General features: G+C 46.0%; 11 protein-coding genes. 7 read left to right on the top strand and 4 right to left on the bottom strand.

What is annotated here, in order from left to right; all coding sequences use genetic code 11:
• Positions 1 to 203 precede the first annotated feature (203 nt).
• From HMPREF3216_RS04175 to HMPREF3216_RS06435, 3 genes are all read right to left on the bottom strand, one after another.
• A complete protein-coding gene (locus HMPREF3216_RS04175) occupies positions 204 to 1,583 on the bottom strand; it encodes a hypothetical protein (RefSeq protein ID WP_060787070.1) in 1,380 nt (459 codons plus the stop codon).
• A gap of 274 nt (positions 1,584 to 1,857) precedes the next feature.
• Positions 1,858 to 4,095: an RNA degradosome polyphosphate kinase gene (locus HMPREF3216_RS04170; protein ID WP_060787069.1), complete on the bottom strand. Its 2,238-nt coding sequence runs from the start codon at positions 4,093 to 4,095 to the stop codon at positions 1,858 to 1,860.
• A 283-nt stretch (positions 4,096 to 4,378) separates the two neighbouring features.
• Positions 4,379 to 4,549: a hypothetical protein gene (locus HMPREF3216_RS06435; RefSeq protein ID WP_155639677.1), complete on the bottom strand. Its 171-nt coding sequence runs from the start codon at positions 4,547 to 4,549 to the stop codon at positions 4,379 to 4,381.
• A 172-nt stretch (positions 4,550 to 4,721) separates the two neighbouring features.
• On the opposite strand from HMPREF3216_RS06435, the gene HMPREF3216_RS04165 reads away from it, so the two are divergent.
• Genes HMPREF3216_RS04165 through HMPREF3216_RS04155 form a run of 3 tightly spaced genes read left to right on the top strand, consistent with a single transcriptional unit; the run spans position 4,722 to position 7,366 of the window.
• On the top strand, positions 4,722 to 5,453 hold the full coding sequence (locus tag HMPREF3216_RS04165; protein WP_060787068.1) for an MIP/aquaporin family protein: 732 nt from the start codon (positions 4,722 to 4,724) through the stop codon (positions 5,451 to 5,453).
• Between the two features lie 31 nt (positions 5,454 to 5,484).
• Positions 5,485 to 6,519, top strand: coding sequence for a glutamyl-Q tRNA(Asp) synthetase (locus HMPREF3216_RS04160; protein ID WP_060787067.1), 1,035 nt, complete (start codon positions 5,485 to 5,487; stop codon positions 6,517 to 6,519).
• A gap of 34 nt (positions 6,520 to 6,553) precedes the next feature.
• Positions 6,554 to 7,366, top strand: coding sequence for a YggS family pyridoxal phosphate-dependent enzyme (locus tag HMPREF3216_RS04155; RefSeq protein ID WP_060787066.1), 813 nt, complete (start codon positions 6,554 to 6,556; stop codon positions 7,364 to 7,366).
• A 23-nt stretch (positions 7,367 to 7,389) separates the two neighbouring features.
• Here the strand turns inward: HMPREF3216_RS04155 and HMPREF3216_RS04150 are convergent, their stop codons facing one another.
• Complete coding sequence (locus HMPREF3216_RS04150) at positions 7,390 to 8,205, bottom strand: fumarylacetoacetate hydrolase family protein (RefSeq protein ID WP_060787065.1); 816 nt, start codon at positions 8,203 to 8,205, stop codon at positions 7,390 to 7,392.
• A 231-nt stretch (positions 8,206 to 8,436) separates the two neighbouring features.
• On the opposite strand from HMPREF3216_RS04150, the gene clpB reads away from it, so the two are divergent.
• From clpB to HMPREF3216_RS04130, 4 genes are all read left to right on the top strand, one after another.
• Entirely contained in the window at positions 8,437 to 11,031 is a 2,595-nt protein-coding gene (gene clpB, locus HMPREF3216_RS04145) for an ATP-dependent chaperone ClpB (protein ID WP_060787064.1), read from the top strand.
• Between the two features lie 204 nt (positions 11,032 to 11,235).
• Entirely contained in the window at positions 11,236 to 12,576 is a 1,341-nt protein-coding gene (rmuC, locus tag HMPREF3216_RS04140; protein ID WP_060787063.1) for a DNA recombination protein RmuC, read from the top strand.
• A 58-nt stretch (positions 12,577 to 12,634) separates the two neighbouring features.
• A complete protein-coding gene (locus tag HMPREF3216_RS04135) occupies positions 12,635 to 13,483 on the top strand; it encodes a hypothetical protein (RefSeq protein ID WP_060787062.1) in 849 nt (282 codons plus the stop codon).
• 51 nt (positions 13,484 to 13,534) lie between these two features.
• Positions 13,535 to 14,341 carry a TrmH family RNA methyltransferase gene (locus HMPREF3216_RS04130; protein WP_060787061.1) on the top strand — a complete coding sequence of 269 codons (807 nt, stop codon included), beginning with the start codon at positions 13,535 to 13,537 and terminating at the stop codon, positions 14,339 to 14,341.
• Positions 14,342 to 14,403: the final 62 nt, after the last annotated feature.

The following is a 14,403-nucleotide window of genomic DNA, read 5'->3' as shown; positions in this document are numbered from 1 at the left end:
GAACGGCTACTAATAGCCGTGAGGAATAGCGCGCTGTAACGCGCGAACTATTTGCCAAATTTGGTACAAAGTCGGGAAACCGCCAGCGTTACAAATTCCTCACGAGCGAGACAAATGTAACGAAATTAGGCCAAAAAACGTTACAAACGTCTCGCCGATGAGACAAATGTAACGAAAATCAGCCAAAAAACGTTACAAACGTCTCACTTGCGACGCATATGTAACGCAAAACCAGCTCCCGCTGCAGCCACAATTACGCACACTGCAACAACAGCACAGATAACAGCAATATTAGGCCTATTGCTGCCAGCAGCAGCGCCAGATGCGCCAGTCGTAGCAGCCGCAACATCCGCAGCTTGCTTAGATCCAGTTGCAATCGCAGCACCTGCATCAACATCTCCCACGCTTTGCCCATGCTTTGCAATATTTAGCTTCGCCCAGGCAATCTGCCTACCTTCTTCGTTTGTTATCAAAAGCGTATAAACGCCAGCGCAATCATTTGGTAAGTTAACACTAAAATATGCCTTCTTGGAGGTTTCCGATTCAAAGTTTGCGCAAAGAAAATCGTTGCCATTAGTATGATTCAGCATCTTAGGCTTAGCGTCTTTGGTGTTTGCAGCCTCTACCGCGCTAGGTTTTTCTGCATCTCCCTTATAAAGGTACACAACCAGCTCACTTCCCGAGAACACACGTTGAAGCTGCTGTTGAGTAGCGTTAGGGAAAATCTTATCTGTGTTAATATAAAAAGCGTTCGGCATTCCTGCCTCAACACCCATATTGTTCATTAAAGTCAATGTGTTTTTAATGTTCGGGTTAAGCTCTTTTAGTGTTTTAGGTGCTGGAGCTGGCTTAAAGTAATCGTAATTTGTTTCTTCATCATTGCTGGAATCTAGCGAGTACGCCTTGTATCCAGCAAATGGCGAACGCGTTGGAGCTGGGTCTTTAAAACTATTAGAGTGCAAGTTTTGCATACCTTTTGCAACATCTTGTGACCCTGGGAAGCTATTCCTAATGTGGAATCGCACTGCGTCTGTAAGACCTTTGTACGCATCTTTAATCTGCTCAGGTGTTTTTGCAGCATTTATACGCTTCCATTGCTTTTCTAGAGCGCGCGCTTCATCAACAACCCTTGCTGTTATTTGCAAAGCAAAGCCGTAATAGAATCCTCTAAGATCTTCTTTTACAGATTTAAGAAGTTTTTCACTAGGCGCATCTAATTTGCCTGTTTTACTTGCCATTCGAGTAGCGTTTGACGCCATCAACATACTGTAATACAAATGGAATGCAAGGTTTCCTTCGGCGAAGGATTTATCTTCGTAATCTATCTTAGATAACTGTTTTTTAATAAGACCAACGCCATCGGTTGTTCCGTAGAGTTTTGCAAGACTAACGTTTGTGTTGTTTTGCAAATTAGCATAATTGTCTGATTCGGCGGATTTTGCAGCAGCAGGATTTGCAGATGCAATCAAGCAGCACGCGCACATAGTTAAACACGTTATTAAAACTACGAGTCTTTGTAAAATCGATTTTGCAAAAACATTAGATTTTATAAGAACATTTGGCTCTGTAAAATTGCGATTCATAGAATTCCCTTCGCTATCTTCTTGTTATTCTCTGCTTTATTCTTTGACTATCTTTTTTATTTGTAAACGCTTAAACGTTTGCTTAATTCTACATCCAATTATGCTCAGACCAACAATGACGCCGAAATGCGGACCTTCCGCTTTTTGTACGTGATTTTGGTGTGGTAGAGCTACAAAAAGCGGAAAATTGTTTGCGCGCTACGCTCTAAGCGAAAAGGCAGGTCGGAGCGCAAAAAGCCAGAGCTAAATGCCCTGGCTTTTGGCTAATCATAAGCTAATTAACACCGCGCGGCTTACGCGTATGTGTATGAATCAAGTACTCTTGACTATCTACCAACGGTCTGCCTTCTGCATCGCGAGAATGCAACGTGTATGTGCCGTCGCCATCCATCCACCAAGAAACCGTTGAATCCGCCATTTGCAAATCAATGTACTGAATCAACGCTTCCACCTGGTCTGGAGCGCTTATGCGAACCAGCGTTTCAACGCGCCTATCAAGGTTGCGATGCATCAAATCTGCCGAACCAATCCACACTTCTGGGCCACTTGCAGGGCCGTCGCCAATCTGCGGTCCGCAAGAATTAGCAAAAGCGTAGATTCGGCTGTGCTCAAGGAACCTGCCAAGAATAGAGCGAACGCGAATATTCTCACTCAAGCCTTCAATACCAGGCTTTAGCGAGCAAATTCCACGCTCCACAATGTCAATCTTTACGCCAGCTTGAGCCGCGCGATACAAGGCATCAATCGTCTTTTCGTCAACAACAGAATTGACCTTAATCTTAATCCACGCCTCTTTACCAGCAAGAGCAGCCGTCTCTTCCCTGCGAATTCGCTCAATAATACCCGTTCGAACTGTGCGCGGAGCTACAAGCAGGCGATGGAAACTAGACTTTGGAGCGTAACCCGAAAGCTGATTAAACAAGCGAGTCAAATCTTGGCCAACTACAGGATCGCAAGTAAGCAAGCCCAAATCTGTGTAGAGGCGAGCCGTCTTAGGGTTATAGTTGCCAGTACCAACGTGGCAATATCTGCGCAATCCTTCGGCTTCTTGGCGAACCACAAGCGAAAGCTTGCAATGAGTTTTCAATCCAACAATGCCATACACAACGTGAACGCCTGCACGCTCAAGCTTGCGCGCCCAAGCGATGTTGGCGTCTTCGTCGAATCGCGCTTTAATCTCAACAAGTGCAAGAACCTGCTTGCCAGCATGAGCCGCGTCTACAAGAGCATCGATAATTGGCGAATTACTAGACGTGCGGTACAGCGTTTGCTTAATTGCAAGCACTTTTGGATCTGCCGCCGCCTGCGCCAAGAACGCCTGAACAGAGGTAGAGAAGGAATCGTAAGGGTGATGCAGCAAAATATCGTGCTCGCGAATCGAAGCGAAAATATCTTGCGCATGGCTGGTTTCCACTTCTGCAATCTGGCGATTTGTAGTAGGAATAAACGGACGATACTTTAAATCTGGGCGATCCAGCGCTTGCAACTCAAAAAGAACCGTCATATCTAGCGGCGAAGGCAAACGATAGACTTCTTCTGGGCTTACGCGCAATTGATTAGCCAGCAGCTGAGACAAGAATGGGCTAGCTTCGTCGGAAATCTCAAGACGAATAGGCGGCCCAAAGCGACGACGCAAAAGCTCCTTTTCCATAGCGTTGAGCAAGTTTTCTGCATCGTCTTCCTCAACGTCAATATCTTCGTTACGCGTAACGCGGAAAGATCGCGCTTCCTTAATAATCATGCCTGGGAAAAGCGATTCCAAATGTGCTGCAATCAACTTTTCCATAGTGATGAATCCGTAGCGCTCTTCGCGGCCTTCTTCGTCTGTTAAATCATCAACTGGAACCAGGCGATTCAAATTATCTGGAATCTTTACGCGAGCAAAATGCGACTTTCCAGAATTTGGATTTTCTACAATAACAGCCAAGTTGATTGACTTGCCAGAAATATATGGGAATGGGTGAGCAGGATCCACCGCAAGTGGTGTTAATACTGGGAAAACCTGCTTACGATAATAGTCTGAAAGCCTATCTTTTTCGGATTGCGTAAGATTATCCCAACTGAGCATAACAATGCGCTGCTTAGCAAGTTCTGGCAAAATGTGGTCAATAACATAATGCGCATGCTCATCTTGACGACGATGCGTAACCTCGCTAATTGCGCGCAACTGTTGACGCGGGCTAAGCCCACTTGCAGCGGTTACTGCGATTCCTGAGTCGATTCTGCGCTTTAAGCCTGCAACTCGAACCATAAAGAACTCGTCTAAGTTGGAGGCAAAGATGGCTGCAAAGTTAGCACGTTCAAGAAGTGGTAAATCGGTATTTTGCGCTAGCTCAAGCACGCGGCGATTGAACTTTAACCAGCTGAGTTCGCGGTCAAAGAAGCGATCTTTTGGCAACGGTAGCTCGCCCTCACGAGCTTCACGCTTTTCTGCCTTTTCGTCTTCGGCGATGTGCTCTGCAATCTGGCCGCGCAGAATCGCCTTTGAGGGAGCGTCAAAAATTTGTACCATACTCCGTAATTGTATGCGCTGTAAGGGATGTGCGCGACTGAGTGTCGGCAGCAGCAAAGACCTCGACACGCCGATAGCGGCAACATGCGAACGCATTTGAACATGACAACCATTGCATGTTAACAAAATGATGCAAAACTGGCGACTTTTTATGTGCGATTGAACACTAATTACAATATGTTAACAAAAGCGATTTTGCGCTTTACTCTTGAGTAAAAAGTTGTGATAATAGTAATCACAAGAACAAATTAAAAGAGCGGTAACCCACAGAAATGTATGGATGTTAGATTCCAATTACGTTGAACGGATACTTAAGACTTTTACCGTTGCAACGAGGATGTTGTGCAGATGAATCCGCTAAAGTTGTTTTTGTAGCAAGAGGCTCGTCAAGGTGGCGAGCCTCTTTTGATGCACGAGAATTTTGAGTGCTGGCGAGCGCTGGGTGCCTACGCACCGCCCCCCCCCCCAACACACGCGACTGTCTGGCTCTTAAGGGAAACTATCAAAGAATAATTGTTGGAAAAATATTGGAATAATACTGTTGGAATTCATTTTCTTAGCTTCTTTGAAAATGATTTATAGATAGCAGCAAAAACAGCAAAACAATTAAGAAGGATCGAAGAACCATGCAACACTCGTTTACAGTAATGTTGGCAGCCGAGTTTATTGGCACTGCCATTCTTATGATTTTTGGCAATGGAGCCGTTGCCAACGTTGAACTTAAAAACACTAAAGGTCATCATGCAGGTTGGCTAAACATTGCTATGGGCTACGGTTTTGGCGTTATGTTCCCTGTGCTAATGTTTGGCGGAATTTCTGGCGCACACATAAATCCTGCTATGACAATTGCACAAGCTGTAAACGGCATGTTCCCTTGGCAAAACGTGCTTCCATATATTGTGGCTCAGCTTTTGGGCGCATTGGTTGGCCAGCTTATTGTATACGTAACTTATTTGCCACATTACAACGAGACTGAGGAGCCAGAAGCGATTCTTGGCACCTTCTGCACTACAGACGCTTACAATAACAAGCTTAACTACTTCCTAAACGAATTCTTTGGCACGCTCGTACTTGTTTTGGCAGCTCTTTGCTGCCTAACTTCTCCTTGGGGAGAGAAGAATTTGGCAGGAGCTTCAATCGTAGTTGGCTTTGTTGTTTGGGGTTTGGTGACTTCTATGGGAGGCCCTACTGGCCCTGCTTTGAATCCTGCTCGAGACATTATGCCACGCTTGCTTCACGCCATTTTGCCAATCCCACACAAGGGTTCTTCTCGCTGGTGCGAGGCGTGGATTCCAGTCGTAGCCCCTACTGCTGGTGCGATCTTGGGCGTGCTTATTTTTAAGTCGCTATTTGCGTAAATTAAATTTTGCAAAATTTAGAGCATAATAAATGAGCGTAATTGGTAGATTCGCACCCACTCCTTCTGGGCGCATGCATATTGGAAACATGGTTGCTATGCTTGCGGCTTGGCTTTCTGCAAAGTCGCAAGGTGGAAGCATGATTTTGCGCCTGGAAGATCTGGACATTGCTAGAATGCCAAAAGATGCTAGCGCGCGAGTGATTGACGATTTGAAGTGGGCTGGTCTTGATTGGGTTGGCGAGCCGACTTATCAGCATAATCGCAATGCAATCTACCAAGAAGCTCTTGAAGCTCTAGAATCTTTGCAAGACGGCGACGGAAATTCCCTGATTTACCCGTGTTTTTGCTCGCGTTCCGATATTCGCGCGATTGCAGCTCCGCAAGAAGGCGACGGCTTTATACGCTACCCGGGTACGTGCAGAAATCTTCGCAAAAATGCGGAAGGCTTAGCGCAAATCGAAAAGCGTTTGCAAAATAATCAGCAACATTCTTTGCGACTTGCTGTTCCCTCGGCTGATTCGCCGCAAGCGAATGTGAGTTTTATAGACGCGATTTTTTGCGCACAATCGTTTAATATTGATCGCGATTTGGGAGACATGGTGATTCGCCGCGCGGATGGCGTATTTTCTTACCAACTTGCGGTTGTTGTTGACGATGTTTTGAGCGGAGTAAATGACATTGTACGCGGACGCGATTTGCTTCGTTCGGCGGCGCTTCAAATTTGGATTGGTGAGTTGCTGGAAAAGTCGGGATTTTTTGCGGCTCACGGCGTGCATTATGTGCAGCCAAAATTTGCGCATTTGCCACTAATTGATAACGCTCAAGGCGAGCGACTCGCAAAAAGTAAGCACTCGCTAGACGTTGGTGCGCTTCGAGAATCTGGATGGAGCGCCGAGCGCATGATTGGCTATTGCATGTATCTTTTGGGATACAAGAACCCTGGGCAAAATCAACCAGTAGATATGAGCGCAGCCGAAGCTCTTACGTTGTTTAAAAACGACGAAACGCCGTGGGACTCTATTCGCGCAAACCTAGCAGACAAATCCGTGCCCTTCCTCGACTAAACTATGTGTTTATACCGATAGATTGGGGCAATAAATGGCATATATGACGCAAAAAGATTTAGCGAATACTGAGGTTGATTGTGTTCGTGCGCGTCAAATTGCCGATGGTGTGCACAGCGTGCAAGACGCCATTGCTCAAGCCGAATCGCATTATGGGCGCAAACCTGAGTCGGTTACGCTGCTTGCTGCAACTAAAACGCGCGATGTTGGGGAGATTATGGCGGCGCTTAAAGCTGGAGTGCGCGTAATTGGGGAAAATCGACCGCAAGAAATTGTTGCAAAAGCCGAGATTTTACGCAAGGAAGCTGCTCGCGAGAATTTAAGCGTTGGCGTGAATGGCAGTATAAATAGCGAAATTCCGCTCTATTTAATAGGTCAGCTGCAAAGCAATAAAATAAACAAAGTCTTGCCACTCGCAAATGGTATTCAGTCGGTTGATGGCATTGATCTTGCGCAAAAAATATCTACGCGCGCGCAAAATTTGGGACTTTGCGTAGACGTTATGCTGGAAGTGAACGTTTCGGGAGAAGTCACAAAATCGGGGTGCGCGCCAGAACGCGCAATTGACGAAGCTCTCGCGGTATCCAGCTTGCCAGCGCTTAATTTGTGCGGATTTATGACGCTCGGAGCGCGCGTGAATGATGAAAAAATAGTTAGAAGCGGTTTTGCTGCATTGCGAGAAATCAGGGATTGTGTAAGTGAGCAACTCTCGCAAGATCATGATGGAAACTCTACAAAACTGGAGCTTTCAATGGGAATGTCTGGCGATTTTGCGTGGGCGATTGCCGAAGGCTCAACAATAGTTAGGATCGGTTCGGCAATCTTTGGCCCGCGCGCATTTGTGTAGTCTTAAATCAAATCAATAATTTCTCACGCATGCATAATCACATTGCGCAGCGAACCAATGCCATCTACGTGCACAATCGCTTCGTCGCCAGCGTGCAAAGTTCCTGCTGGGTACGGCGTTCCAGTCAAAATAACATCTCCTGGAAGAAGCGTTGAGAAGCTTGAAATCGCAGCAATTTGCTCTGGAATGCTGTGAATCAATCGTGCTGTAGTGCCGCTCGCCTCTGGCACATCTTTGCCATTAAGCGTAAATGAGATATGGGAATCGCGCCAATTTAGCTCGGTTGTAATCCATGGACCAAGAGGGCAAGACGTGTCGAATCCTTTTGCACGCGTAAACATTGGGTCGCTGCCTGCGCAATCACGCAAAGTTACGTCATTTACACATGTAAAGCCAAAAACGTAGTCCATTGCCTTATCTACCGACACATTTTTGGCGATTTTGCCCATAACAACAGCCACTTCGGGCTCAAAATTCATATCGTTCGAAAAAGCAGGAATAACAATCGGATCGTCAGGTCCTATTACAGATGTGCTCGGCTTTGTAAAAATCACCATATCTGCTGCAGTATGCGACGCGGCCGCAGCAGAAGATGCGCGCTCTTCAGCAGAACGCGTATCGTAGTTTTTTGCCAATCCGTAGACTTTTGAAGGAATCACTGGTGCAAGCAGGCGCACTCCGTCGGCGTCTAACTCGTAGCGCTTACCTGTTGGTTTAACTCCTTGAGGGCTTAGTGGATGGCCTTCTAGAGCTACTAAATAATCCTTGCCGTCTGCTTCGTCTTTTTGAACGAAAGCGTACTGCGGAACTTCATTATAGGAAAAACGTGCAATTCTCATATTTTTAAGATTACGACATATTTAATACTTAGGAAAATACTTAGAAAGATACTTAGGAAAAGTCGGAAGCTTACGAAGATTTAAGGAAACGCCACAAACATCTTGAAAACAAAACTTGAGTGTAGTAGACTCAAGTTTTAGAAATTGACAGAATGTGGTTTGAGCGCAATTGCAAAAATTGCACGCAAATCACCTAAAATCCGCAGAATAGCGGTGCAAATGGGGGTAAATATGGAACAAAAGTTTACAACCTTAGCGCAAGATGCATTAAGCGATGCTGTACAAAGCGCGGCGGCGGCTGGCAATGCGCAAGTAGATACGTTACATTTGGCAGATGCCTTACTTCGCCAAGAGCAAGGCGTAGTGCGCGCGCTTATTGCACAGGCTGGTGCAGATGCGCAACAAATCGGAGCCGAAATTCGCAACGCATTAGTGGCATTGCCTTCATCTACTGGCTCAACTACAACTAAACCAGATGCAAGTCGTCAGCTTTTGGCTGCGCTAAGCCAGGCAGAAAAAGAAATGCGCACAATGGCAGACGAATACGTTTCTACAGAGCACATGCTTATCGGCATAGTTACAAGCGCGCCAAATGCTGTTGCGGATATTTTCAAAAAGCACAACGTTTCCGCAGATGCGTTGCGTAAGGCTGTGCCAACTGTGCGCGGAGGTGCGAAAGTTACCAGCCCAGACGCGGAAGGCAACTACAAAGCGCTCGAAAAGTATTCTGTTGATATGACTGCGCGCGCTCGCGAAGGAAAGCTCGACCCAGTAATTGGGCGCGACCAGGAGATTCGTCGCGTGATTCAAATTCTTTCTCGCAGAACTAAGAATAATCCTGTGCTAATTGGCGAGCCAGGCGTTGGTAAAACGGCAGTTGTAGAAGGATTGGCTCAGCGAATTGTTGCAGGAGATGTGCCTACGACTTTGCAAAACAAGCGTCTTATCAGTCTCGATTTGGCTTCGATGGTTGCAGGTTCGAAGTATCGCGGCGAGTTTGAGGAACGCTTAAAGGCAGTGTTGAAGGAAATTCAGCAATCAGACGGTCAAATTATTACGTTTATTGATGAGATTCACACTGTTGTTGGAGCAGGATCTGCAGAAGGTTCAATGGATGCTGGCAATATGCTTAAGCCAATGCTTGCGCGCGGTGAGCTGCGCTTGGTTGGCGCAACTACGCTTAACGAGTATCGTGAGCATATTGAAAAGGATTCTGCGCTTGAACGCAGATTCCAGCAAGTGTTTGTTGGCGAGCCGTCTGTTGAAGACACGGTGACGATTTTGCGCGGACTTAAGCAACGTTACGAAGCGCACCACAAGGTGACTATTAGTGACGATGCAATCGTAGCTGCAGCAACGCTTTCAAACCGCTATATTACTGGCAGGCAGCTTCCAGATAAGGCGATTGATTTGGTGGATGAAGCGGCAGCTCACTTGCGTATGGAGCTTGATTCTCAGCCAGAAGAGATTGACGAATTGCAGCGCAAAGTTACGCGTCTTGAAATGGAAGAAATGCAATTAAAGAAAGCGGAAGATGCTGCTGCACGCGAACGCTTAGAAAAGTTGCAGGAAGAATTAGCAAACTCGCGCGAAAAGCTTACTGGATTGAAAGCGCGTTGGGATGCGGAAAAGGCTGGCCATAACAAGGTTGGTGATTTGCGAGCGCAACTCGATGCTAAGCGCGTAGAAGCCGACAAATTTACGCGTGAAGGCAACTTGGAACAAGCAAGCCGTATTTTGTATGGCGAAATTCCAAGCATTCAAAAAGCTTTGGAAGAAGCGGAGTCCGAGGCTGCTAACGCTAAGAGTGAAGCGAAAGAGCCAATGGTTCCAGACCAGGTTGATGCTGATTCTATTGCAGGAGTCGTTAGCGAATGGACGGGCATTCCTGTTGGCCGCTTGATGCAAGGCGAAAATGAGAAGCTGCTAAACATGGAAAAGGAGCTTTCTAAGCGTGTAGTTGGCCAAAGCGAAGCAATTCAGGCTATAGCGGATGCTGTGCGCAGAAGCCGTGCTGGAATTGCAGACCCGAATCGCCCGACTGGTTCGTTCCTATTCTTGGGTCCTACTGGCGTTGGTAAGACGGAGCTTGCGAAAGCTCTTGCCGACTTTTTGTTTGACGACGAGCGTGCAATGGTTCGCATTGATATGAGCGAGTACATGGAAAAGGCTTCTGTTTCGCGTCTAATCGGTGCTGCTCCTGGTTACATTGGCTACGAGGAAGGCGGCCAGCTTACTGAAGCTGTGCGTAGACGTCCGTATTCTGTAGTGCTTTTTGACGAAGTTGAGAAGGCACATCCAGAAGTATTCGACGTTTTGTTGCAGGTTTTGGATGATGGTCGTTTGACTGACGGACAAGGTAGAACGGTTGATTTTACGAATACGATTTTGATTATGACATCAAACTTGGGTTCGCAATTCCTTGTGCAGGAGGGCTTGGACGATGCTGCTAAACGCAAGGCTGTTATGAATGCTGTTCATGCTGAGTTTAAGCCAGAGTTCATCAACCGTTTGGATGAGCTTGTTATGTTCCATCCGCTTACTCGCGAAGAGCTTGGTGGAATTGTGGATATTCAAGTTCGTCAAGTGGCTGCACGCTTGAGTGATCGCCGTATTAGCTTGGATGTGAGTGACTCTGCTCGCGCTTGGCTTGCGGAGCATGGCTACGATCCAGTTTATGGTGCTCGTCCGTTGCGCAGATTGGTTCAAACGGAAATTGGCGATCAACTTGCGCGATTGCTGCTTTCTGGCAAGGTGCATGATGGCGCTCGCGTAGTTGCGGATTGTGCAGAGAGCGACGACCATGTAACTCTCAAGATTGCGTAATCTTGCACATTAATATTGCAATTAATATCGCACATTGCGCAGTGTTGATTTAATGTAGTCAAATAAAACAAAGCGTGCTGTTTATTGGATTATTTTCCAGTAGACGGCACGCTATTTTTGTTGCATAACGCTTATTTTTCTATGCAATAATGCGCGTGTCTAGTTATGCTTCAAAAGTCGAATCAATAGTGTTTAATAGAACGTATGTTCGATAATATTGTGATGTTTGTTTTAATGGTGGTTGCTGTTGTAATAACCGCCATTGTTGTGCTGGTTATTGTTAAGCACAACTCTGGAACGCAAGGCGTTAATGGCGTAAACCAGCGCGAATTTAACGAATTGCGCTCGCAGTATGAACAAGCGCGCGCTCAAGCTCAAGAAAATGGCAATCAGGCTATACGGTATCGCACGCAAGCAGAGCAGCTTGCTGAGCGATTGAAATTTGTTGAGTCTGAGTTGTTAAAAGCGCAGCAAGCAGAGCAATTGCGAGTGAATCGCGAAGAGCAATTGCGCACAGAGCGAGAAGAACGCGAACGGTTAAATCGTGAGAAAACTTTGAAAGAGCAAGGCAAAGTCTTGGAAGCGCTTGCTCCAGTAAAAGACAATCTCGAAGCATTGAAGAATAAAGTTTCGCAGATTGAAGAAGGGCGTAAGCAAGAAATGGGTGTGCTGAGCACTCAACTTAAAGGCTTAAGTGAGCAGCAAACAAGGCTTGACCGCGAAACAAGTTCGCTTTCTGCAGCATTGCGAAATAATAAGGTTCGCGGAGCTTGGGGTGAGGCTCAACTAAAGAATATTGTTGAATCTGCAGGCTTGCTTGAGCATGTTGATTTTGATACGCAGGTTGTTGTAACGGGAGTAAATGGCGAGCAGCAGAGACCAGATATGGTTGTGCATCTGCCAGGAGGCAAAACAATTCCAGTTGATGCAAAAGTTCCGTATGCGGATTATCAGCGCGCTTGCGAAATCCCAGATAATGCAAGTGACGAAGAATTAGCTAGAAGGAGCGAGCTTCTAAAAGCGCACGCCAAGGCTTTGCGAGAACACGTTAGAGCGTTAGGAGCTAAAGCGTATTGGCAGGCTTTTGAAACGGCACCAGACTTTGTAGTTGCATTTATTCCAAACGAAGCATTACTTCAGGCGGCTCTTGAGGCGGATCCAACACTTATGGATGATGCTTTTGCGCAAAAAGTAGCCCTCACTTCCCCAGTTACTTTGTGGGCCGTGCTTAAGTCTGTTGCATACGCATGGCAGCAGCAAAGTCTTACAGATGATGCAAAAGAACTTTTCGATTTATCTAGAGAATTGTACGATCGCTTTGCTGTTCTTGGAGAAAATGCTTCAAAACTTGGCGTATCTTTGGCAAGAACAGTCGCAGCTTACAATAAGTTTGCTTCCTCACTTGAGTCTAGAGTGTTGGTAACAGCGCGTAAACTTCAGAAGTTAGACCAAAGTAAAGTTATTGCTTCAATAGATCTTATAGATTCCGATAAAGCTGATGTTAAAGAGCTGAGCGCTCCAGAAGTATCAGTAGAAGATCGTTAAGCATAAAAACATCAAAGCATCAAAAATTGAAGAACTCTAAACGCCAAGGAGTGCAAAAATGACAGAATTACAAGAAGAGCGCGCGGAACTTAAACGCATGCTTTGTGCAGATATGAGTGCGAAACCATTTAGCGAACTGTTTTCTGTTACATTTGCTCAGCGCGGCTCTAAGCTGGTTGGCGATGTTCTTTTTGATGCAATTGAAAGCGCTGGGTATTCGTTAGAACGCGATGTTGACGCAGTTGGAGCGTTAACTGCTGCTGCAGTGCCGATGGTTTTTGCGCTTATTCATGCTGCAGAACGTAGAGGAATTGCACTCGATGGCTTTGTTATGGATTTTGTTTTTCCTGCAACAAAAGGTCCGTCAGTTAAAGGCAAACGAGTATTGTTGCTTGATTCTTGGCTTTCTGAAAAATCGTATGTTCAAACTTCTTCGCTTGTGACTTTAAGGCATGGCAATGAATTAAGTCTTGATTTTGGCATTGTTAATCAGCAAGGCGCGCAAATTCTTGCTATAGTTGCATTAATTGGTGGTGTTGACGCCGACGAAGAAGGCACAAGGCATCTTCAATTAGTAAATCCAATAAGTGAGGAGAGTACTAAAATGGCATTTGTTCAAGCTTTCGGTGAAGAAGAATTACGTGCAGATGCAGAACACGAAGATTGCTGCAACGATCATTGCTGTGGCGGTCATTGTGAGGTTAAATGCACGGGAGATTGCGCTAACGATGGTTGCACTGAGCCATGCTGTGAGGATAATTGCTGCGGCGGCCATTGCAAAGTAGAGTGCACGGGAGATTGCGCTAACGATGGCTGCACGGAGCCATGCTGCGAAGATAACTGCTGCGGCGGTCATTGCAAGTCAGGTTGCACAGGAGATTGCGCAACTGACGGCTGCCAAGACTAGTTGCCAAGCCTCAAGCGCAAATTGATACTTTAAGTGGAGCAAAACTCACACATGCACGAACCGAATCCAATTACTTTGGCTGCAAAAGCTTCCGATGAGCCAGAATTCCGACCTATAGGAGTTGGCCCGTGGGAAGAAGAGCATCCAGGTGATCCTCGTCCAGATAATCCAGAATCGCCAAATTATGATGCGCGGTTTAGCACTGAATTATTAGACGAAGGCGACCAGCGTAATGTTCTAGACCGTTATCGGTACTGGAAAGTAGAAGCTATAAAAGCGGATCTCGATTCTAAAGGCCGTCACGAGTTTGAAGTAGCTGTAGAAAATTGGACTCACGATTTCAACATAGGCTCTATGGTTCGCACTGCAAACGCGTTTACTGCGAAAAAAGTGTATATCGTAGGGCCTCATAAATGGAATCGTAAAGGCTCGTTAATGACTGAGCTATACCAATACGTTGAGTGCTGCCCAACTATTGAAACTCTAGTAACTAATTGGCGCGAAAATATAGCACGAGAAGCAGAAGAAGCGCATCAACTTTTGCTTAAAGCACAAGCAGATGGCAATAAAGAAGCCGAAAAAATCGCAAATACGCAGGAACAAGACGCTAAAAATGCGCGCGTTATAGCGCTCGATATTATTCCAGGCGCTGTTGCTATGGAAAACTACAAGTTCCCTAAACGCTGCCTTATGCTTTTTGGTGCGGAAGGTCCAGGTCTTTCTAAAAAAGCACTAGAAATGGCGGATGACGTTGTTTATATTTCGCAATTTGGCTCTGTTCGCTCGCTAAACGCAGGAGCTGCTGCGGCTGTTTCCATGCACGCGTGGATTGCGCAACATGCAGCAACAAATTGCTGATACAAGCTACAAACAAGCAAATAAACAATCGCATTACAAAACGCAATAGCATGTACTCATAA

Origin of the sequence: Gardnerella vaginalis, from assembly GCF_001546455.1 — a bacterium.
Lineage (GTDB): Bacteria > Actinomycetota > Actinomycetes > Actinomycetales > Bifidobacteriaceae > Bifidobacterium > Bifidobacterium vaginale_B.
This window is presented reverse-complemented; position numbering and strand designations above follow the sequence as displayed.

What these genes read in the sequence shown, in the direction of transcription:
- HMPREF3216_RS04175 (WP_060787070.1), bottom strand. Translation starts at nt 1,583, where the DNA reads ATGAATCGCAATTTTACAGAGCCAAATGTTCTTATAAAATCTAATGTT.
- HMPREF3216_RS04170 (WP_060787069.1), bottom strand. Translation starts at nt 4,095, where the DNA reads ATGGTACAAATTTTTGACGCTCCCTCAAAGGCGATTCTGCGCGGCCAG.
- HMPREF3216_RS04165 (WP_060787068.1), top strand. Translation starts at nt 4,722, where the DNA reads ATGCAACACTCGTTTACAGTAATGTTGGCAGCCGAGTTTATTGGCACT.
- HMPREF3216_RS04160 (WP_060787067.1), top strand. Translation starts at nt 5,485, where the DNA reads ATGAGCGTAATTGGTAGATTCGCACCCACTCCTTCTGGGCGCATGCAT.
- HMPREF3216_RS04155 (WP_060787066.1), top strand. Translation starts at nt 6,554, where the DNA reads ATGGCATATATGACGCAAAAAGATTTAGCGAATACTGAGGTTGATTGT.
- HMPREF3216_RS04150 (WP_060787065.1), bottom strand. Translation starts at nt 8,205, where the DNA reads ATGAGAATTGCACGTTTTTCCTATAATGAAGTTCCGCAGTACGCTTTC.
- clpB (WP_060787064.1), top strand. Translation starts at nt 8,437, where the DNA reads ATGGAACAAAAGTTTACAACCTTAGCGCAAGATGCATTAAGCGATGCT.
- rmuC (WP_060787063.1), top strand. Translation starts at nt 11,236, where the DNA reads ATGTTCGATAATATTGTGATGTTTGTTTTAATGGTGGTTGCTGTTGTA.
- HMPREF3216_RS04135 (WP_060787062.1), top strand. Translation starts at nt 12,635, where the DNA reads ATGACAGAATTACAAGAAGAGCGCGCGGAACTTAAACGCATGCTTTGT.
- HMPREF3216_RS04130 (WP_060787061.1), top strand. Translation starts at nt 13,535, where the DNA reads ATGCACGAACCGAATCCAATTACTTTGGCTGCAAAAGCTTCCGATGAG.